The organism is Frankia sp. AgPm24 (assembly GCF_023243055.1).
Lineage (GTDB): Bacteria > Actinomycetota > Actinomycetes > Frankiales > Frankiaceae > Frankia > Frankia umida.
This window is the reverse complement of record NZ_JALKFW010000198.1, coordinates 1-18,887: the sequence shown is the minus strand read 5'-3', so window position 1 is coordinate 18,887 and position 18,887 is coordinate 1. Positions and strand designations below refer to the sequence as shown.

Below are 18,887 nucleotides of genomic sequence, written 5' to 3'. Positions count from 1 at the left end.
AACCGGGTCTCGGCACAGTGTCGGCATGGACCCCAGACGCGACCCGCTTCGACTGAGCCTCGCGAGCTACCCGCTGAGCCACGCCGTCATCGCCAGGTTCAGCGACATGGATGTCAACGGGCATCTGAACAACGTCGCCCTCTCCTCCTACTACGAGGACGCCCGGGTGGCCGTCGACCTGCGTGTCTTCCCGGAGGCACCACCCGCACGGCGCTCCTTCTCGCTGGTCGTGGCCCAGGTGAGCACCCAGTATCTCGCCGAGGCGCCGTTCCCGGGCACCTACACGATCGGGATCGGCGTCTCGCGGCTCGGCACCACCTCGTTCACCCACAGCGCCGGCCTCTTCCTCGACTCGGTGTGCCTGGGCCTGAGCGACGCGGTGATCGTCCACCTGGTGGACGGCCTGCCCACCCCCCTGCCACCCCACCTGCGCACCATGATCGAGACGGTGGCCTTCCCCGCGCCCGGCATCGAGGCGACCCCCGACATCGACGCCCAGGACGCCCAGGACGCCCGACCAAGATAATCAACGGCGTTGACGACGTTCCGCCGCGCTTCTCCAGGGGAAGGTCAGACGCCGTCCGGACGAACCCGCGAGGTCACAGCGGCCATCCGGGGAGATTACGGATGATCATCCAGGTCAGGGCGGTCGCGCCCAGGCCGTAGGCGAGCGCGGGGGGCAGCGGGGCGCGGCGGCCCCGCCAGACCGCCCGGGTCTGGCGCACGAGCAGGCCGAGGAGCAGGGGCGCCCCGGCCAGAACGAACAGGTTGTCATGGCCGGCCTGCGCCCAGCGGCCGTGCAGGAGATCGTAGGTGAGGCGCAGGGTTCCACAGGCCGGGCAGTCCAGGCCGGTGACATGGCGGATCAGACAGGTGGGCATCGCCACGGTCGGGTCGTGCGGGTCGTGGCCGTAGACGTAGGTGAGGCCCAGCGCGGCGCCGGCCAGCACGGCGGCGGCCATCCGACGTCGTCGAACCCGCTCGGACGACAGCGACCGTGGCGGTGGCGGTGCGGGTGGCGGTCCCGTCTCCGCCGGCGACAGGGGTGTCCCCGTGAACGCCGACGGGGACGGGAGCCGCTCAGTCACGCAGCGGCCGGCCCTGCTTGTCGCGGACGCTGCCGGTGAGCATCATGATTCCGTCGATGAGCGCCCAGATACCAAGGCCGCCGCAGGTGAACAGCTGGGCGAGGGCGATGCCGGTGTTGCCCAGGTACCACCGGCCGGCGCCGACCCCACCGAGCAGGATCTGCAGCAGGCCGGCGGTGAGCTTCTGCTTCTCCGAGTAGGGCTCACCGGTGACCGGATGGCGGCCGAACGGGGCGTTGGAGTCGAAGGGGGCGGGCTGCCCATAGCCGGGGGGAGGCCCGTAGCCGGGCCCGCCCTGGCCCTGGTAGCCACCTGGATAGCCCGGCTGAGCGCCATAGCCGGGCTGACCGCCGTAACCCGGCTGACCCTGGTAGCCGCCCTGACCCGGCTGACCCTGGTAGCCGCCCTGCTCGGCCCAGTTCGGATCGGTGTAGCCGCCGGGCTGGCCGGGATTCGGGTGTCCCTGTGCGTCCTGCGGTTGCCATGGCGTGGTCATCGTGTGCTCCCAGGATGTGCGCTGCCCGCGGCCTGAGGCGTGGCGCCTGGACGGTCGCCAAAGATCGAAGATCTCTGGCTGTCCGGCTGCCGCGGCGCCCCCCGCGCGGTGATCGAGGCGATGGTATCGGGGCCCGCGGGTCCCGCGACCTGGGCTGGCACATCGCAAGCTGTCCGTTGGGCGACTCGCTGCGCAGCGCGACAGGTTCAGCGCCTGGGGTCATGACGCGGGGGACGGGTACGACTGACGGCGCCGGCTCGGCCTCACCAGGGCGACGCCGGTGGTCCGCGGCGAACGGCCCCAAAGTGCCCCACGTCGCCGAGGACACCGCGCCCGGCACCGGATCGTTTCCCCGGGGGAGCGCGCCGCCGGGAGTCGCCGGTGCGCACGCCCGGGCCGGGTCACCGTGGGGGCGCGGACGCGCGCCGGGCGGAGTCGGGTGTGCGGGTGGCCTCGACAATCGGCGGCCGGCGTGAAATCCGTACGGTTTCGCCACCCGCCGCGCCGTGGCGTCTTCTACAGTTCACCCTGAGTCCATCTGCGGCGTTCGCCGTGGCCCGGAGGTGACGGGCCGCAGCCGGGATGGGAACAGCCTGGAAGGCGGTGTGCGCGCATGTACGACGACGCGGCGGGTGCGGAGGCGGGCGGCGGGGCGGCCACGGCGGAGTTCGCCCAGGCCGCGATGGAGATCCTCGAACCGTTCGCGGAGAGGTACGGCCTGTACCTGGCGGAACGAACCTGCTGGCATGTGCTGTTCGCCAGCGGGCGGCGGGTTCTGGACGTGGCCTGCGATCCCTGGTCGTGCTGGGCGCTGGGTGCCCAGGTCGGCCTGCGGGAACCGGCTCCGGTGGACGCGGGGGAGCACCCGCGGGCGTTGGGCGTCCAGGATGTTCTCCAGGCCGTCCACGGGCTGCGGGAGAACACCTGGCGGTGGACGGCGGCGGATCCGGCGCAGCTGCGTGAGGTGCTGCGTACCCTCGCGGTGCTGCTCGACCGGTACTGCGCGGATCTGCTGCTCGACGACGAGGCGTTCGCCCACGCGGAACGTCTCGTCCAGCGGACGACCGCGCGCCGCGGCGCGTTCCTGCGGGAGTTCGAGGAGCACTGAGCACACGGGCAACACTGAGCGCACGAAAGGCCCGCGACGCCGGGTGAGCACGGACGAACAGGTGTCGTTGCCGTTCCCGCGACGTACGAGGAACGCGTCTGGCGGGCCGGCGGGCAACGTCGTTCGGCGATCGGGCCCGGCGACCGGGCCGGCGATCGGGTGCGGGACGGATGACCACCGGCGGTGGTCCGAACGTCCTTCGGGGAGGCTACCTCTGGCGGTCGTGCGCGTGGCGTCCGCCGGAGAGCATGACCAGTGAGAACCAGCAAAGGCCGCAGTTCGACTGTTCGACGGTGGAACGGGCGTCGTCCGCGAGAGTTTCACGTAACCCCCGGGAGAGGCGATGACCGTCCAGTATGTGCGGGATGCGCTGCCCGGCGCAGGTGCCGGTGACAGTCGCGGTCCGACCGGCGTCCCGGTCCCGGCCGTCCCCGGGGCGGGACCGCCCCGGCTGCGCGCCCCGCAGCTCGCCGACCTCGCCGCAGCGTCCATCCGGGAGACCCACGGGGCGGTGCTGTACCTGACCGCCGACCGGGCCTACAAACGTCGCAAGCCCCTGCCCGCCGGCCCGCCCACCGCCGCCGAACTGCGCGAACGCGAACAGCTGTGCGCCGCCGAGGTGACGCTCAACCGCAGGCTGGCACCCGATGTCTACCTGGGAGTCGCCGATCTGTACGACGACGCCGGCACCCTGCTCGACCATCTGGTGGTGATGCGGCGGATGCCGGCGAGCCGTCAGCTGTCCACGCTGGTGCGCCGGGGGGCGCGGCTCGCGCCGCTGCTGCGTTCGATCGCCCGGGCGCTGGCGGTGTTCCACCAGCGGTGCGAGACGTCCCCACGGATCGCCGCGGCGGGGGAGCGGGCGGCGCTGGAGGCCCGCTGGCGGGAGGGTCTGGCCGGCATCTCGGTGTTTCGCGGCAGCCAGCTCGACGCCGCCGTCGTCGACGACATCGGCCGGCTGGCGCTGCGCTACCTGGCCGGACGCGGTGAGCTGCTCGCCGAACGGACCCGGGCCGGCTGGATTCGCGACGGCCACGGCGACCTGCTCGCCGAGGACATCTTCTGCCTCGACGACGGCCCGCGGATCCTCGACTGTGTCGAAAGCGACCCGCTGGCCCGCGCCGGGGACATCCTGGGCGATGTCGCGTCGCTGGCGATGGACCTGGAGCGGCTGGGCGCGGCCGAGGAGGCCGCCGACTTCCTGGAGGACTACCGCGAGTTCAGCGGCGAGGTCCATCCCCGTTCCCTGCAGCACTTCTATGTCGCCTACCGGGCGTTCGACCAGGCCCGGATGGCCTGTGCGCACGGGCAGGGCGATCCGGACGCCGCCGAGCGGGCCCGGCGGCTGCTGGCCGTCGCCCACCGGCATCTGCGTTCCGGACGGGTACGCCTGGCCGTCGTCGGTGGCCTGCCCGGCACCGGGAAGACGACGCTGGCCAGCCGGCTGGCCGAGGTCGGTGACTGGGTCCTGCTGCGCAGCGACATCATCCGCCGGGAACTCGCCGGCGAGCCGGCCAGCCCCGACGAGGGCACGTTCGGTGTCGGCCGGTACGCCCCGGAGATCACCGACGCCACCTACACGGAGATGCTGCGGCGGGCCCGGGCGGCGCTGTGCCGGGGGGAGAGCGTGGTCCTCGACGCCTCGTTCTCCAGCGCCGGGCACCGCACGATCGCCGCGCAGCTCGCCGGTGAGGTCTGCGCCGATCTGGTGGAGCTGCACTGCGTGACCGCGCCGGAGGTCGCCGCCGCCCGGATCGCCCGGCGGATCGCCGCCGGACCCGCCGCGAGCGAGGCGACCGGGGCCATCCACCAGGCGATGGCGGCCCGGGCCGACCCGTGGCCGTCGGCGACGGTGGTGCGCACCGCGGTGTCCGTGGCCGAGGCGCTGCAGACCGTCCTGAACCACCTCGACTAGCGGCAGCCGAGCCCCGCCCCGCGGGACCGGGCGCTCCGGTGCTCCGGTGCTCCGGTGCTCCGGTGGGCTGGCTGGCTGGCTGGCTGGCTACTTGTCGATGCGGGTGGCGTAGACGGCGGCCTGGGTGCGGCTGGACAGCTCGAGCTTCTCCAGGATCGCCGACACGTAGTTCTTGACCGTCTTCTCCGAGAGGTGGATACGCCCGGCGATCTGCCGGTTGGTCAGCCCCTCGGCGATCAGCACGAGGATCTGACGCTCCCGCTCGCCGAGCGTGGAGAGCTTGCGATCCTCGGCCGGCCCCTCGCGCAGCCGGGTGAGGACCCGCTGGGTGACCGCCGGGTCGAGCAGGGACCGCCCCGAGGCGATGGTGCGGATCGCCCCGACCAGGTCGGTGCCCTTGATCTGCTTGAGCAGGTAACCGGCCGCCCCGGCCATGATCGCGGCGAACAGGGCGTCGTCGTCGTCGTACGAGGTGAGGATCAGGCAGCCGATCTCGGGATGCGCGGAACGCAGATCCCGGCAGACGTCGATACCGTTGCCGTCCTCGAGGCGGGCGTCCAGCACGGCCACGCTCGGCCGGGTCGCGGGAATACGGCGCAGCGCCTCGGCGGCCGTCGAGGCCTCACCGACCACGTCGATGTCGCCGGTCTCGGACAGCATCTCCCGGATCCCCCGGCGGACGATTTCGTGGTCATCCAGCAGAAAAACCCGTACGGTGCTCACAGTGTGACGATACTGCTCGAGGTGGTCGCCGCGGCCGCGAACGGGGGTGACCCCGGCGGCAGGTGGCACGTCCGGGCCGCGCACCGGGGCGGGGTGGCGGGGCGGGGTGGCGGGGCCCGCGAGGGGCCGGTTGCCATACGTACAAGGGGTCACGCTGAGAAGCGCGTCCTTCTCCATGCGTCAGGAACCCCTCGGGCCGGGCAGGAACACGGGGTGGCTCGGGCAAGGGAGAGTCGTCCAGCTGGCCTGGCCGGACAGGGCGAGGTGATCACGACGAAATCCAACGAAGTCATGATGTCCCGATCCGACCGGTCGAGCATCGGCGCGCGCGGTAGCGCACCGCCGGGCTCCACCGCACCGACCGGCTCCACCCGCGACGCTCCTGTCGTCGCGGTCGCTCCCGTCGCCGAGCCGCTGTTCGATCCCAGCCCGGGGACGTCCCCGCGTCGCGTCGACCGTGGTGTCGATCCGAACTCCGGGTGGGACACGGGCCGTCCACCCGCGTCGCACCGCGAATCCGGGCGGACGGTGCACCTGTCGGCGCCGCCGACCGCCCGGCGCCTGACGCCCACGATGCGGATCTGGCTGGTGATCGCGCTGGTGAGCTGCGCCGTGATCTGCCCCGGGGTGCTGCTCCTGCCCGACACCGTCGCGCCGCGGGTGCTGCGCGCGGTGATCGCCGTCGTCCTGCTGCTCGCGTGCGCCGTCGCCGTACGCACCGGATGCCGTGCGCGCGGCCGCCACCGCACCTGGCGTCTGCTGGTGGCGGCGGTGGACCTCGCGATCGGTCTCGCCGCGCTGGCCGCGGTGTTCATCTCCCCGACCAGGGGGCCGTTGTCCGACCAGTTACACCTCGGCTACGACTATCTGCTGTTCCTGCCGATCGTGGGCTGCGCGCTGGTGGCGCTGCTGGCCTACCCGATACACGCGCCGGGAGCCGCCGCCGAACGACGGGTGCTGGTGGGCCACCGCTGGTGGCTCACCACCCTGTTGGACAGTCTCATCGTCGTCGGCTCGGTGAACCTGCTGGCCTGGGCGCTGTTCCTGCACCGGATCGTCGACAACAGGGTGGGCGACACCGAACACTTCGTCACCGCCCTCGTCCTGTGCGTGTTCAGCCAGGTGCTGGTCTGCACCACCGCACTGTTATGGATCTTTCGCCGGCCGGCGGCGACCACCGGTTTCGTCCTGCTCTCCGTCGCGCTCACCGGGATCTCCGCGAGCCTGCTCCTCTACACCGCGAACGTCGCCGTCCAGCATGTCGTCCTGCGCTCCGGCTCGGAGATCGCCTGGCTGCTGGCCAGCTGGTGCCTGCTGCTGGCCTGCCTGGCCCCCGAACACGCCCCCGCCCGCGCCCGCGCCGACGTCGGTGCGTCACCCGGACCCGGCCCGTTCACGAAACGCTGGGCGCACATCCTGCTGCCGCTGCTACCACTGGCCACCGCCAGCCTCATCGCCCTGGTCGACGTGTCCGTCGGTGGCGGGCTGGACGTCGTGGACGTGGTCGCGCTGCTGGCCCTGCCCGTCCTGGTCCTCGCCCGCCAGATGATCACTCTGGCGGACAACGTCGGTCTGCTGCACCGCCTGGAGAGCAGTGAACAACGCCTGCAGCAGCAGGCCTACCACGATCCGCTGACGGGCCTCGCCAACCGCGCCCTGTTCGCCGACCGGCTCCACGCCGCCCTGGCCGGCCAACGCGACGACGGCCGCTCCTTCGCCGTCATCTACGTCGACCTGGACGACTTCAAACGGGTCAACGACACCCTCGGTCATGCTGCCGGCGACCGGCTGTTGCAGGTCACCGGCAGCCGGCTGACCCACGCGGTGCGCGCCGGGGACACCGTCGCCCGCCTCGGCGGCGACGAGTTCGCGATCCTGCTGGTACCCGGCGGCGACACTCCCGCGACCATCGGCAGCCGGGTGCTCGCCGCGGTGCGGGCACCCACGGTGCTCTCCGGCGTGCGTCACAGCGTGCGCGCCAGTGTCGGCCTGGTCGTCGCCGAGGCGTGGGAGGAACCGTCCTCCGAGAGTCTGCTGCACCGCGCCGACGCGGCCATGTACGCGGCGAAACGCGCCGGAAAGGGCAGCCTCACCCTCTACGACCCGAGTCTGGAGAACAATCCCGCCAGCATGTCCCCGAGGGTCGCGCTGCTGCGCGCGCTGCGCGGGGATCCGGGCGAGGGCTCGCTGCGGATGCGCTACAGCCCGGTCGTGGACGTGCGCGACGGCCACGCGGTCGGCGCGAAGGCGCAGCTGCGCTGGTGCCACCCCGAACACGGTGATCTGCCGGCCGTCACCCTGGTCCCCACCAACGAGCAGACGCAGCTGATCCCCCTGCTCACCGCCGCCGCCCTGGCGCGCGTCGTCGCCGACCTCCCCCGGCTGCGCGCCAGCCCCACCACCCCGCCGCCGGTGTACCTGCCGATACTGGCCGGCGTACCCGTGGCGGCGACGGTGCTGGACGCGCTGCGCGCGGCGATGGACGACGGCAGCCTGCGCCCGGAAGAGGTCATCGCGGACCTCTACGGCGCCGAACGGGGCTTCGACATCGACAGTTGCCTGGGCCCGCTGAACGACCTGATCGCGACCGGCATCGACGTGGGGGTGGCCGACTTCGGCGCCGCCGACGCGAACCTGATGATCATGAGTATCCTGCCGATCACATCGGTCACCGTCGACCACGCGGTGAGCGCCATCTGGCTGTCCCCACACCTCAACCGGCGCCACCAGGCCATCCGTGACCACGTCCTGCGCATCATGAACGAGCTGGACGAGTACATGATCCTCACCAACCCGGTCGACGCCGACGCCGCGGCCCGGGCGGTCGGCCTCGGCCTGCCCAGGGCCATCAGCACCGACGACCGCGCCGTCCCCCGCGCCGTTCCCGTCGCCACCGCCCCACCCGCCCCCATGTCGGGGATCAGAGACGGTCCACCGCGGTGACCCGCACGGCGGCGACGCCGGCCTCGTCGGAGGCGGCCAGGTCGATCTCCGCGCTGATCCCCCAGTCATGGTCCCCGGCCGGGTCGTCGAGGATCTGCCGGGCCGTCCACACCGGCCCGTCCTGGTTCAGCAGCAGCATCGCGGGGCCGCGTGCGTCCGGACCCGTGCCGATCCGGTCGTACTCCTCGTAGTAGCCCTCGAGCGCCGCCTGCCACCGCTCGGCGTCGAACGTCGAACCCGCCACCCCGGACCCGCCCGGCGCCGGCCCGTCCAGCTCCCCAAGCAGGTCACAGCGGCGCAGGGCGGCGAGCTCCACCCGGCGGAACAACGCGTTGCGCACCAGCACCCGAAACGCCCGTGGGTTACCGGTCACCGCCGGCGGTCGATCGTCGAGCGCCGCCGCCGCGAGCGCCGCGTCGGCGGGGGAGCCCGGATCACTGAGCCGCTCCCACTCGTCGAGCAGACTCGAGTCGGTCTGGCGGACCAGTTCCCCCAGCCACTCGGTGAGATCGCTGACCTCCTCGGTGCGGGCGTCCTCGGGCACCGTCTGGCGCAGCGCCTTGTAGGCGTCGGCCAGATAGCGCAGCAGCAGCCCCTCCGAACGGGCCAGCCCGTAGAACGACACGTACTCGGCGAACGTCATCGCCCGTTCGTAGAGCTCGCGGGCCACCGACTTGGGCGCCAGCTCGTAGTCGTCGACCCAGGGATGGCCCTGCCGGTAGGTCGCGTACGCCGCGCCGAGCAGCTCGGCCAGCGGTTGCGGATAGGTGACCTCCTCGAGCAGTTCCATCCGCCGGTCGTACTCGACACCCTCCGCCTTCATCGCCGCGACCGCCTCGCCGCGGGCCCGGCTGAGCTGGGCGTGCAGCACCTGGCGGGGATTGTCCAGCGTCGACTCCAACACCGACAGCACGTCGAGGGCATAGCCGGGCGCCGCCGGGTCGAGCAGCTCCAGCGCCGCCAGCGCGAACAGCGACAGCGGCTGGTTGAGCGCGAAGTCGAGCTGCAGCTGCCCGGTGATCCGCACCGTGCGCCCCAGCTCGTCCGGGCCGTCGAGACGTTCCACCACACCGGCGGCCAGCAGGGCCCGGTAGATCGCGATCGCCCGGCGGATCAGCCGCCGCTGGGTGGCGGGGTCGGAATGGTTGTCGGTGAGCAGATGGCGCATCGACGCGAACGCGTCACCGGGCCGGTTGATCACGTTGAGCAGCATCGCGTGCGACACGGTGAACTGGGACGTCAACGGCTCCGGCTCGGCCGTCACGAGCCGGTCGAACGTCGGCTCGCCGTAGCCGACACTGCCCTCCGGTGGCTTCTTGCGCACCACCTTGCGCCGTTTCTTCGGATCGTCCCCGGCCTTCGCCAGCGCCTTCAGATTGTCGACCACATGCTCCGGGGCCTGCACCACGACATTGCCGACGGTGTCGTACCCGGCGCGCCCCGCGCGTCCGGCGATCTGGTGGAACTCCCGGGCGGTCAGCAGCCGCACCTTCGTCCCGTCGTACTTCGACAGGGCGGTGAACACCACCGTGCGGATCGGCACGTTGATGCCCACCCCGAGGGTGTCCGTCCCGCAGATCACCTTCAACAGCCCCGCCTGCGCGAGCTGTTCGACCAGCCGCCGGTACTTCGGCAGCATCCCCGCGTGATGCACCCCGATGCCATGACGCACCAGCCGGGAAAGCACCTTCCCGAACCCGGCGGTGAACCGGAACCCACCGATCGCCGCCGCGATCGCGTCCTTCTCACCCCGCGACGACACGTTCACACTCATCAGCGCCTGCGCCCGTTCCAGCGCCTGCGCCTGGGTGAAGTGCACGACGTACACCGGGGCCTGGCGGGTCTCGAGCAGCTCGGCGATCGTCTCGTGCAACGCCGTGGTGACGAACCGGTAGAACAACGGCACCGGACGTTGCGCCGAACTGACCACCGCCGTCGGCCGCCCGGTGCGTCGGGTCAGATCCGTCTCGAACCGCGACACGTCGCCCAGGGTCGCCGACATCAGCACGAACTGGGTGTTCGGCAGTTCCAGCAGCGGCACCTGCCAGGCCCAGCCCCGGTCGGGATCGGCGTAGTAGTGGAACTCGTCCATCACCACCTGGCCGACGTCCGCGGCGACCCCGTCGCGCAGCGCGATGTTCGCGAGGACCTCCGCCGTGCAGCAGATGATCGGCGCCGTGTCGTTGACACTGGCGTCACCGGTCATCATCCCGACGTTCGACGCCCCGAACATCGCGCACAGGGCGAAGAACTTCTCGCTTACCAGCGCCTTGATCGGCGCCGTGTAGAACGTGCGCCGCCCCGCGGCCAGCGCCGCGAAGTGCGCCCCGGCCGCGACCAGGCTCTTGCCCGACCCGGTCGGCGTCGCCAGGATGACGTTCGACCCGGACACGATCTCGATCAGAGCCTCCGACTGCGCCGGGTACAGCTCCAGGCCCTGCTCGGACGTCCACGCGGTGAACGCGTCGTAGAGGGCGTCCGGATCCGGCTCGGCGGCGATCGTGGCGGTGAGGGCGGAGGTGGTGAGCGCGGGGGCGCCGGGGGCAGCCGGAGCGCCGGCGACACGCGGGGGAAGGTGGTCGGCGAGAGTCATGGTCTCCTGATCGTGCCTGATCCTCGCGGCCCACCGCACCGCGGCGCCGTCCGGGATCGGCGCCAGGGGCCGACCGAGCGGCCCCGCCCGCCGTCCGCCCTGGCCAGCCGCGTGGTGCGGGGGAGCGGCCCGGCCCCGTCAGCCGGCCATGCGGCGGGTGATCGTGTCCGGTGGTTCGGCGTGCAGGACCCGGCCCGGGGCGCGCTCGTCGGCGAGCAGCCAGTAGCCGCGGTCCTCGTGCAGCCCCACCCGCGGTGGCGGCTGGCAGGTACCGCCGACCCGATGGGCGTCGAACCCGCTGGTGGCGCTGGCGAACGTCGTATGGCAGGTCGGGCAGTGTGCGGCGGTCAGCGCGGTCCACCGGGCGTCGCAGCCGCCGCAGGCAAGCAGGATGGGACGTTCGTACTCACTGTCCCGCCCCGCCATCCGGCCACCTTTCCCCCGAACCCTTATATCCCCGTAGACCGGGATTCTCACCGGTTCACGTTTCGAACGCTGGCATTTCGCCTGTCGCGTCGCCGCAGACCACGTCCAGCGGTAGACCACGTCCAGCGGTGCACCCGGGCGCGCCCGACGGTACTCCACCGCCCAGACCATCCCCGACCAAGATAATCAACGGCGTTGACGCCATTCCGCCGGCAGGAAAACGATCATGCTGGCGAAACCTACCTGGGACGAGTGCACCCGGGGGAGGAGGGCGCCGACACCAGGGGTGAGGCCGGTGTCAGGGCTGCCCGGGCCTGAGTTCGACGAACAGCGCCTCGGCCTGCGCGCACAGGACATCGCCATGGTGCAGTCCGCCGCGCAGATAGCACTTGCGGCCCTGGACGCGGTCGACCTCCACGTCGATCCACAGCTCGGTGTCGATCGGCACGATCGCACGATAGTCGACGTGCAGATACGCGGTGCGGGCCATCGGCCGGTCCCGGTTGGCCACCGCGCTGAGCGCCTCGTCGAACACCAGGGGCACCGCACCACCATGCGCCGCGCCACCGCCGCCGAGGTAATGGCGACCGAATGTCAGCCGGCACCGGCCATGGTGGGCGTCGGCCTCGTCCCAGTGCAGGGCGGGCACCATCGTCTGGCCCCGCCCCGGCAGGTCGAAGCGCCGCCCCGCGACCCGGTCGCTCTCCGCGACAGCGAACGGGGCGAGCTGCGCGCCGAGCTCGGCCAGCTGGTCGGCCACCCGGCTGACCAGAGGGTCCGGCAGCCGCGCGCCCCCCACGGCATCCAACAGATGACGCAGGTTCGCGGCAAACCGCTCGTAGTCCGCGCCGCCGGCAGGCTCCGGTGTGTCGGCCAGGCGGCCATATGGTCGGGAATCCGCATGCCCCGTGCTGACCTCACTCACCGGCCCAGCATGACAAACCCGGCCGCAGGGCGAGTGGGGTGGGGGAGAACTGTCGGACCCACCGGTCAGAATCGACCCATGCCCTCGGCGCCGGTCTGTGTCCTGTCGCGACCGGGATCTGACCCGTGCGCCGCGCTGTGGGCGGCGCAGCTTCCCGCCCGCCATCCCCTGGCCATCGTTGCCGTGCCCGGCGTCGGGTTCGCGCTGGCCTGGTCAGCAGGCCTGGCGCCCGGGCCGGCGGGGCTCGGGGTCGTCGCGGGCCCGGGCGAGGCCGGGCGCCACCTCGCCGAGATCGAACGTCGTCTCGGGCCCCGCTGGGTGTGGTGGTCGTCGCGGCCCGCGACGCAGATGGCGCTCGCGGCCCGGGTGCGCCTGGCCGCCTGCTGGGATCTGTCCGCCGTGCACCGCCTGCTGCACGGGGGCCGCCGCGGCGACGAACCGGCCGTCTGGGCGGCTGCCGTGGGCCTGCCGCCACCGCCGCCGCGGGGATCCACCCGTCCCATGCGGGCCGCCGCGGGGCAGCTTGATCTCTGGGATGTCGCCACGATGGCCTCCGGCGACGACACCGGGGCCGACGCCGTCCTGCGTGCGCCGGTCTCGGCCGGGGCGGGCCACGCCGACGCCGGCGTCGGCGGTGAGATCGGGATCGACGGTGACGCACTACGCGGTGACGGTCAGCTCGACGCCGACTGGCTCGCCCGGGCCCCGTCCGCCGCCCAGGCGCTGCGTCGCGCCGCCCGGCTGGCCCAGCTCGCCCTGACGGTGCACGAGCACCAGACGGTGGCGCTGCGCCGTCTGGTCGATGGCCGTCCCCAGCCGGGCCGCATCCCCCTGTCCGTGCTCACCGCCTGGTCGGAGTCCGCCGCCGAACTGCTCGCCCGTGAACTCGAACGCGACGGGCTGCCCCTGGCCAGGCCCGTCGCCGAGGCACTGCTCGACGAGCTGATCGGCCCTCGCCCGCACACCCCCGCTGACGAGCACACGGCCCGCCGCCGCCGCGACGCGCCCGTGCTCGCCCACCTGCCCGCACCGGTCGACCTGCGCAACCCGGCGGCGGTGCGGGCGGGTCTGCGCACCATCGGTATCGACGTCCCCGACACCCGTTCGGGTCGCCTCGAACCGCTGCGGGGCGCGCATCCCGTCGTCGGCGCCCTGCTCGCCTGGCGGCGCGCCGAACGGATCGCCACCACCTACGGCCACCGCTGGTTGGACGAACACGTCGGCGTCGACGGCCGGCTACGCGGCGCCTGGCACGGCAGCGACGGCGGGGCCGGTCGGATGACCGCCCAGGCCGGCCTGCACAACCTGCCCGCGGACCTGCGGATCGCGGTCGTCGCCGAGCCGGGCCGGGTGTTCGTCCGCGCCGACCTCGGCCAGATCGAACCGCGGGTGCTCGCCATCGTCTCCGGTGACACCGCGCTGGCCCGTGCCACCCACGCCGACGACATGTACGCCCCCGTCGCCGCGCACCTGGGCCGCCCGCGCGCCGACGCGAAGATCGCGATGCTCGCCGCGATGTACGGGCAGACCACCGGCTCGGCCGGCGAGGCGCTGCGCCGGATGCGGCGCGCCTACCCCACGGCGCTGGCCTTCCTGGACGCCGCCGACAGCGCCGGCCGTGAGGGCCGTGACCTGCGTACCTTCGGTGGCCGGCGGATCCCCCTGGCCCCCGCCGCGGCCGCCGGTGCCGGGCCAGGGGCGGCCCGGGGACTGACGGACCCGCCTGCGCCCGACGCGCAGGACGACGCCGCGCCGACCCCGCAGGCCCTGATCGCCCGCGGGCGGTTCGCCCGCAACGCCGTCGTGCAGGGAGCCGCCGCGGAGCTGTTCAAGGCCTGGGCGGCGACGGTCCGCATCGAACTGGCCGCACTCGACGGCGACGTCGTGCTGTGCCTGCACGACGAGCTGCTGGTCCACGTCCCCCGGCGGCATGCCGAGCAGGCCGCCGGGCTACTGCACCGCACCCTGGCCGCGACCGCCGCCTACTGGGCGGCCGGCAGCGGCGTGCGCCTCGTCGCCGACGTGTCGATCCTGCACCGCTGGTCCGACGCGCCGCACTGACCCGGCCCGGGGTGGGGGTTCAGGGTCGGCGGTCGCCGCCGGATCGGCGAGCGGGTCGAGCACCTTCCACCAGTGCCAGAACGTCCACGGCCAGCCGTGCGTCAGGATCAGCGGGCCGGACGGACACCCGGCCCGGCACAGGAAGTGCACCGGCGACCGTTCGCACCCCTCCGTCCATCACCAAGATAATCAACAGTGTTGACATTCACACGACCCATTGATCAACTACTAAGATCACTAACAGGCACCCGGGGGAGGGGGCGCTGACTCCGCACTTTCCAGATGGAACGCGACATATGGCTCTCCTGGCCGGCCAGGAGCGGGAGAGGGTGCGTGGCGTCGCCCCGTCGTGATGCCGGCCGCGCTGCACGCGGTCGGCATCACCGGAAGATCCCTATCGACGGCGCGACGCGATGATCGTTGTCTCGCCCACTGCCCTACTTGACATAATGTGCATTATCGGCGCGGTTTTTTGGGGGGGTTAGTGGGGGTCGAGGTCGAGGGCGAGGCTGTTCATGCAGTAGCGCTCGCCGGTGGGGCCGGGGCCGTCGGGGAAGACGTGGCCGAGGTGGCTGTCGCAGCGGGCGCAGCGGACTTCGGTGCGGGTCATGCCGTGGGAGTGGTCGTCGATGAGGGTGACGGCGTCGCGGACGGTGGGTTCGGTGAAGCTGGGCCAGCCGGAGCCGGAGTCGTATTTGGTGTCGGAGGTGAACAGGGGGGCGCCGCAGGCGCCGCAGCGGTAGGTGCCGGTGTCCTTGTTGTAGGTGTAGGTGCCGGTGAAGGCGCGTTCGGTGGCGGCCTGGCGGAGGATGGCGTAGCGGTCGGGGTCGAGTTCGGCGCGCCACTGCTCGTCGGTTTTGACGATTTTGCTGGTGGTGTCGTTGCTGGTGGGCTGTTGGTCGGGGGTGTTGCTGGTGGTCATGGTGTGGGGTCCTTTCGGGTGGTGACTGGTGGTGGTTGGTGGGGGTGTTTCGGCTGCTACTCCCCTGTGTTGGTTGTGGGCTGGTGGCGGCGGAGCAGGGGTAGTGCGGCGGCGGCGCCGCCGAGGGCGGCGGTGGTCATGGCGGTGCCGAGGGCGGGTGGGAGGTGGCCGCGGGCGGTGGCGGTGGCGAAGACGGAAACGTCGGCGGTGTCGGCGAGCATTCCGGCGGTGATCCACAGGTGGGTGTCGCGGCCGGTGGTGTGGGCGGTGAGGAGTCCGGCGCCGAGGGCGATGTCGCGGATGCCGGCGAGGCGGGCGGTCCAGGCGAGGTGGGTGGCGGTGGTGCGGTCGATGCCGGTGAGGCGCAGGATGTCGACGGCGCGGGTGAGGGCGGCGAGTCCGACGGCGGTGCGGAGGACACCGAGGGTGAGGGTGTGCAGGGTGTGTGGGGGGCTGGTGGGGGGGTGTCGGCGGGTGGGGTTCATGATTGTGGTAGGTGTCCTTCCGGGGCGGGAACGTCTTGGCTGGCTGGATCGTTGTCGGGTGGTAGTTGCTGACGACTCGACGCTCGGAGGAGTTATATGGGCGAGCGCATCCTGCGGGGAAGCCGTCTTGGTGCGGTGTCGTATGAGACGGACCGCAGTACCGAGCTTGCTCCGCGCCAGTCGGCGTCCTACGACTGTCCGAACGGGCACCAGTTCACGATGCCGTTCGCCGCGGAGGCGGAGGTGCCGTCGACGTGGGAGTGCCGGGTGTGCGGTGGGGCGTCGGTGATTGTGGATGGTGAGCGGCCGGAGCCGAAGAAGGCGAAGCCGCCGCGGACGCATTGGGACATGTTGATGGAGCGTCGTACGACTGATGATCTGGAGGAGGTGCTGGCGGAGCGGTTGGCGGTGCTGCGGGGTACCGGCGAGGGGCGTCGTAGCGCCTGAGTGCTGTCGCGCCTGTGGGCGTGGGGGTGCTGGTGTCGGGTTTTCCGTGGTGGGGTGATGGGTCGGGCACGGTGGTTGCGTGCCCGACCCTTTGGCATGTGCGGGTGTGGTTGCTGTGTGTGGGGGGTTAGCTGCTGGTGGTGGCGTTGCTGGGGAGGGTGGTGGTGGGGTGGTGCTGGTCGGGGGTGATGGGTGTGGGGGTGCTGCTGGCGGTGCTGCTGGTGGGGCGGGGGGTGGGGCGGCGTCGGGGGTGGGTGAGGGCCCAGAGGCCGACGCGCCAGAAGGCTTCGGCGACGATGGTGTTGCTCATTTTGCTGGTGCCGCGGGCGCGTTCGATGAAGGTGATGGGGACTTCGGTGACGCGGTAGCCGGCGCGCCAGGCCTGCCAGGCGAGGTCGACCTGGAAGCAGTAGCCCTGGCTGGCGATGCGGGTGAGGTCGCGGGCGCGTAGGACGTCGGCGCGGTAGGCGCGGTAGCCGGCGGTGGCGTCACGCAGCGGCATGCCGAGGGCGGCGCGGACGTACAGGTTGGCGCCGCGGGAGAGCAGGAGGCGGCGTCGGGGCCAGTTGTGGACCTCTCCCCCGGGTATCCAGCGGGCGCCGATGGCGAGGTCGGCGTGGGTGAGGGCGGCGAGCAGGCGGGGTAGTTGTTCGGGTTGGTGGGAGCCGTCGGCGTCCATTTCGACGATGACGGTGTAGCCGTGTTGGAGGGCCCAGGTGAAGCCGGCGATGTAGGCGGTGCCGAGGCCGGATTTCTCGGTGCGGTGCAGGACGTGGATGTGGGGGTCGGTGGCGGCGAGGTCGTCGGCGATCTGGCCGGTGCCGTCGGGGCTGGCGTCGTCGATGACGAGCAGGTCGACGGTGGGGTTGGCGGTGCGCAGCCGGCGGGCGGTGTCGGGGAGGTTGTCCCGCTCGTTGTAGGTGGGGATGCAGACGACGACGCTGTGGTGATCCACGCGGTTCCTCTCCGTTTCGGGGGGCATGTCCGAGTGCCCGGTGCTGCGGGTGCGCCGTGTGCCGGTGTGGGGCTGGTCGCGGGGTCGGTCAGGTGGTGCCGGCTGGTGTGGTGCGGGTGGTGCGGCGTAGCGCTCCCGCCATCATGGCGCCCAGGGCGAGGGTGAGCAGCACCGCCTCGGGGAGGATGCCGGCGCGGTCGGCGAGGGTGCGGCTGGTGCGCAGCGGCAGGGTGGCGGTCAGGACGGCGGGTTGGTAGAGGCCGCTTTGGGCGACGATGGTGCCGTCGGGGGTGATGAGGGCGCTTTGTCCGCTGGTGGAGACCTGGATGGTGGTGCGGGCGTGTTCGACGGCGCGGAGGCGGGACATGGCGAGTTGCTGTTGGCTTTCGCCGTTGCGTCCGAAGGAGGCGTTGTTGGTCTGGATGACGAGGAGTTCGGCGCCGTGGTTGACGGTGTCGCGGACGAGGGTGTCGTAGGCGACTTCGAAGCAGATGACGTCGCCGATGGTGGTGCCGGCGGCGGGGAGGGTGCCGACGGTGGTGCCGTGGACGAAGTCGCTGGGCATGTCGTCGGCGAAGCGTGTGATGAGGGTGGTGAGCAGGGCGCGGCCGGGGAGGTATTCGGCGAAGGGGACGGGGTGGCGTTTGACGTACATGTGGCCGGTGAAGCCGTTTTCGGTCCAGATCATGCCGGCGTTGCGGACGTGGCCTGGTCCGGGTCCGTCGAGGACGGCGCCGACGAGCAGGGGTGCTTTGGCGGTGCGGGCGGCGTCGCGTAGGGCGGTGGCGACGGTGGGGTCGAGCAGGGGGTCGAGGTCGGAGCTGTTTTCGGGCCAGAGGACGAGGTCGGGTTGGGGGGTGCGGCCGGCGGTGACGTCGGCGGCGAGGCGGCGGGTCTGGGTGAGGTGGTTGGTGGTGACCTGGAAGGCGCGGCCGAGGGCGTGGATGCCGCCGTCGGTGGTGACGTTGCCCTGGATGGCGGCGATGGTGCGGGTGCCGTGTTCGGGGTTGGTGGGGAGGGGGATGAGGTGGCCGGTGAGGGTGAGGGTGAGGGTGGCGAGCAGGGGTGCGGCGAGGCGGGTGGTGGTGCGGCGGCGGGTGGGGGGCGTGGGGTGGGCGCGGTGGGTGCGGGTGGGCCAGGCGCTGTGGGCGGTGAGGGTGGTGTGGGCGAGGAGGGCGCCGAGGGTGGCGACGGTGGCGGTGAGCAGGGGTGCGCCGCCGAGGGCGACCAGCGGGGTGAGCGGGCTGTGGGACTGGGTGAAGGCGAGTCGTCCCCAGGGGAAGCCGCCGAAGGGGGCGCGGCCGCGGAGTGCTTCGTCGGCGGCCCAGACGGCGCCGGTGGCCAGGGCGGGCCAGGGGGCGGGTAGGCGCCAGACGAGGGTGGTGGCGGGGGCGGTGAGGGCGAGGATGGCGGCTTCGGCGAGGGCGAGGGCGATCCAGGCGTCGGCGCCGACGAAGGAGACGAAGCGGAGGAGGGGGAGGAAGAAGCCGAGGCCGAACAGGAGGCCGAGGGTGTAGCTGGCGCGTAGGTGTCGGTGGCGGACGGTGAGGGTGAGCAGGGTGATGGCCAGGGGTGCGAGGGGCCAGGCGCCGACGGGTGGGGTGGCGAGGTAGAGCAGGACGCCGCCGGTGAGGGCGGTCAGGGCGGGTGGGGTGCGTCGGCGCAGGGTGTCGCGGCGGCGGGTGGGCCTCTCCCCCGGGGTTGGCGGTGGGGCCGGGTGGTCGGCTTCTGGTTGTGTCGTTTCCGGCTGTGGCGTGGTGCGGGGGGTGGTTGGTGCGGGGGCGTTGGGGGGCTGTGCGG

General features: G+C 72.4%; 16 protein-coding genes. 6 read left to right on the top strand and 10 right to left on the bottom strand.

Annotated features, from left to right (window positions below; translation table 11 throughout):
- Positions 1-25 precede the first annotated feature (25 nt).
- Positions 26-526, top strand: coding sequence for a thioesterase family protein (locus MXD61_RS16355; RefSeq protein ID WP_248814157.1), 501 nt, complete (start codon positions 26-28; stop codon positions 524-526).
- A 73-nt stretch (positions 527-599) separates the two neighbouring features.
- Here MXD61_RS16355 and MXD61_RS16350 read toward each other — a convergent pair whose 3' ends face one another.
- Together MXD61_RS16350 and MXD61_RS16345 are read right to left on the bottom strand one after the other, a co-directional pair.
- Complete coding sequence (locus MXD61_RS16350) at positions 600-962, bottom strand: DUF2752 domain-containing protein (protein WP_248814152.1); 363 nt, start codon at positions 960-962, stop codon at positions 600-602.
- Between the two features lie 118 nt (positions 963-1,080).
- Positions 1,081-1,584, bottom strand: coding sequence for a TM2 domain-containing protein (locus MXD61_RS16345; RefSeq protein WP_248814150.1), 504 nt, complete (start codon positions 1,582-1,584; stop codon positions 1,081-1,083).
- Positions 1,585-2,197: 613 nt separating this feature from the next.
- Between MXD61_RS16345 and MXD61_RS16340 the strand changes: the two genes are divergently transcribed.
- Positions 2,198-2,692, top strand: a complete 495-nt coding sequence (locus tag MXD61_RS16340) for a hypothetical protein (protein WP_248814148.1) — start codon at positions 2,198-2,200, stop codon at positions 2,690-2,692.
- A 343-nt stretch (positions 2,693-3,035) separates the two neighbouring features.
- A complete protein-coding gene (locus MXD61_RS16335) occupies positions 3,036-4,607 on the top strand; it encodes an AAA family ATPase (protein ID WP_248814147.1) in 1,572 nt (523 codons plus the stop codon).
- A gap of 87 nt (positions 4,608-4,694) precedes the next feature.
- Here MXD61_RS16335 and MXD61_RS16330 read toward each other — a convergent pair whose 3' ends face one another.
- Positions 4,695-5,330 (bottom strand): response regulator transcription factor, encoded by a 636-nt coding sequence (locus MXD61_RS16330; RefSeq protein ID WP_308222771.1) that lies wholly within the window; start codon positions 5,328-5,330, stop codon positions 4,695-4,697.
- A 291-nt stretch (positions 5,331-5,621) separates the two neighbouring features.
- On the opposite strand from MXD61_RS16330, the gene MXD61_RS16325 reads away from it, so the two are divergent.
- Positions 5,622-8,273, top strand: coding sequence for a diguanylate cyclase domain-containing protein (locus MXD61_RS16325; protein WP_248814146.1), 2,652 nt, complete (start codon positions 5,622-5,624; stop codon positions 8,271-8,273).
- Here MXD61_RS16325 and MXD61_RS16320 read toward each other — a convergent pair.
- The 3 genes from MXD61_RS16320 to MXD61_RS16310 all read right to left on the bottom strand — a co-directional run bounded on the left by MXD61_RS16320 (position 8,251) and on the right by MXD61_RS16310 (position 12,217).
- A complete protein-coding gene (locus MXD61_RS16320) occupies positions 8,251-10,866 on the bottom strand; it encodes an RNA helicase (protein ID WP_248814145.1) in 2,616 nt (871 codons plus the stop codon). The genes MXD61_RS16325 and MXD61_RS16320 overlap by 23 nt on opposite strands.
- Positions 10,867-11,004: 138 nt before the next feature.
- On the bottom strand, positions 11,005-11,292 hold the full coding sequence (locus MXD61_RS16315; RefSeq protein ID WP_248814144.1) for a hypothetical protein: 288 nt from the start codon (positions 11,290-11,292) through the stop codon (positions 11,005-11,007).
- Positions 11,293-11,590: 298 nt separating this feature from the next.
- Positions 11,591-12,217, bottom strand: coding sequence for a hotdog domain-containing protein (locus MXD61_RS16310; RefSeq protein ID WP_248814143.1), 627 nt, complete (start codon positions 12,215-12,217; stop codon positions 11,591-11,593).
- 78 nt (positions 12,218-12,295) lie between these two features.
- On the opposite strand from MXD61_RS16310, the gene MXD61_RS16305 reads away from it, so the two are divergent.
- Positions 12,296-14,278 (top strand): DNA polymerase, encoded by a 1,983-nt coding sequence (locus tag MXD61_RS16305; protein ID WP_248814142.1) that lies wholly within the window; start codon positions 12,296-12,298, stop codon positions 14,276-14,278.
- Between the two features lie 481 nt (positions 14,279-14,759).
- On the opposite strand, the gene msrB is transcribed toward MXD61_RS16305, so the two are convergent.
- Entirely contained in the window at positions 14,760-15,200 is a 441-nt protein-coding gene (msrB, locus tag MXD61_RS16300; RefSeq protein WP_163550239.1) for a peptide-methionine (R)-S-oxide reductase MsrB, read from the bottom strand.
- Between the two features lie 56 nt (positions 15,201-15,256).
- Positions 15,257-15,685 carry a hypothetical protein gene (locus MXD61_RS16295; RefSeq protein WP_248814140.1) on the bottom strand — a complete coding sequence of 143 codons (429 nt, stop codon included), beginning with the start codon at positions 15,683-15,685 and terminating at the stop codon, positions 15,257-15,259.
- Positions 15,686-15,781: 96 nt separating this feature from the next.
- Between MXD61_RS16295 and MXD61_RS16290 the strand changes: the two genes are divergently transcribed.
- Positions 15,782-16,132: an RNA polymerase-binding protein RbpA gene (locus MXD61_RS16290; RefSeq protein ID WP_163550238.1), complete on the top strand. Its 351-nt coding sequence runs from the start codon at positions 15,782-15,784 to the stop codon at positions 16,130-16,132.
- A 127-nt stretch (positions 16,133-16,259) separates the two neighbouring features.
- Here the strand turns inward: MXD61_RS16290 and MXD61_RS28130 are convergent, their stop codons facing one another.
- Positions 16,260-17,087: a polyprenol monophosphomannose synthase gene (locus MXD61_RS28130; protein ID WP_308222770.1), complete on the bottom strand. Its 828-nt coding sequence runs from the start codon at positions 17,085-17,087 to the stop codon at positions 16,260-16,262.
- An 88-nt stretch (positions 17,088-17,175) separates the two neighbouring features.
- A partial coding sequence (gene lnt, locus MXD61_RS16280; RefSeq protein ID WP_285223291.1) for an apolipoprotein N-acyltransferase occupies positions 17,176-18,887 on the bottom strand: 1,712 nt, incomplete at its 5' end.

Excerpts from the sequence above, each read along its gene's own strand:
- MXD61_RS16315 (WP_248814144.1), bottom strand. The coding sequence starts at position 11,292 with ATGGCGGGGCGGGACAGTGAGTACGAACGTCCCATCCTGCTTGCCTGC.
- MXD61_RS16355 (WP_248814157.1), top strand. The coding sequence starts at position 26 with ATGGACCCCAGACGCGACCCGCTTCGACTGAGCCTCGCGAGCTACCCG.
- MXD61_RS16290 (WP_163550238.1), top strand. The coding sequence starts at position 15,782 with ATGGGCGAGCGCATCCTGCGGGGAAGCCGTCTTGGTGCGGTGTCGTAT.
- MXD61_RS16335 (WP_248814147.1), top strand. The coding sequence starts at position 3,036 with ATGACCGTCCAGTATGTGCGGGATGCGCTGCCCGGCGCAGGTGCCGGT.
- MXD61_RS16345 (WP_248814150.1), bottom strand. The coding sequence starts at position 1,584 with ATGACCACGCCATGGCAACCGCAGGACGCACAGGGACACCCGAATCCC.
- MXD61_RS16320 (WP_248814145.1), bottom strand. The coding sequence starts at position 10,866 with ATGACTCTCGCCGACCACCTTCCCCCGCGTGTCGCCGGCGCTCCGGCT.
- MXD61_RS16305 (WP_248814142.1), top strand. The coding sequence starts at position 12,296 with ATGCCCTCGGCGCCGGTCTGTGTCCTGTCGCGACCGGGATCTGACCCG.
- MXD61_RS16340 (WP_248814148.1), top strand. The coding sequence starts at position 2,198 with ATGTACGACGACGCGGCGGGTGCGGAGGCGGGCGGCGGGGCGGCCACG.
- MXD61_RS16350 (WP_248814152.1), bottom strand. The coding sequence starts at position 962 with ATGGCCGCCGCCGTGCTGGCCGGCGCCGCGCTGGGCCTCACCTACGTC.
- MXD61_RS16325 (WP_248814146.1), top strand. The coding sequence starts at position 5,622 with ATGATGTCCCGATCCGACCGGTCGAGCATCGGCGCGCGCGGTAGCGCA.
- MXD61_RS16295 (WP_248814140.1), bottom strand. The coding sequence starts at position 15,685 with ATGAACCCCACCCGCCGACACCCCCCCACCAGCCCCCCACACACCCTG.
- msrB (WP_163550239.1), bottom strand. The coding sequence starts at position 15,200 with ATGACCACCAGCAACACCCCCGACCAACAGCCCACCAGCAACGACACC.